The following is a 316-nucleotide window of genomic DNA, read 5'->3' on the forward strand; positions in this document are numbered from 1 at the left end:
TTAAACGCCAATCTCGCTTGGGGTCACGTTCAAAATAAGCTGTTACTTCTCCTTTTTCATCAAAAACAATTTCATTTCTTCTCAGTGCTTCTGCAACTTGTTCTTCTGTGATATTATTTTGTGCGTATTTGTATGGATTAAACTTTTCATTAATGTGTTTTGTAATCCTTGCTATTTTTTCTGCTTCTGTTTCTTGTGGTTCTTTGTTTTCTGCTTGTTGAGGAGAGATAAGACTTAAAATACCTAAACCCTCTTTGAGTGGAGTTTTAATCTTTTGTATAGAATCATTTTCTAGCCAATTTGTAGATTCTTTAGT

At 32.6% G+C, this 316-nt stretch carries 1 protein-coding gene; it reads right to left on the reverse strand.

Annotated elements, in window-relative coordinates:
- Positions 1-316, reverse strand: a 316-nt coding sequence (locus CCZ01_RS10715; protein WP_181566414.1) for a hypothetical protein, incomplete at both ends; no start/stop codon positions are given.

This window comes from Helicobacter monodelphidis, from assembly GCF_003288845.1.
Lineage (GTDB): Bacteria > Campylobacterota > Campylobacteria > Campylobacterales > Helicobacteraceae > NHYN01.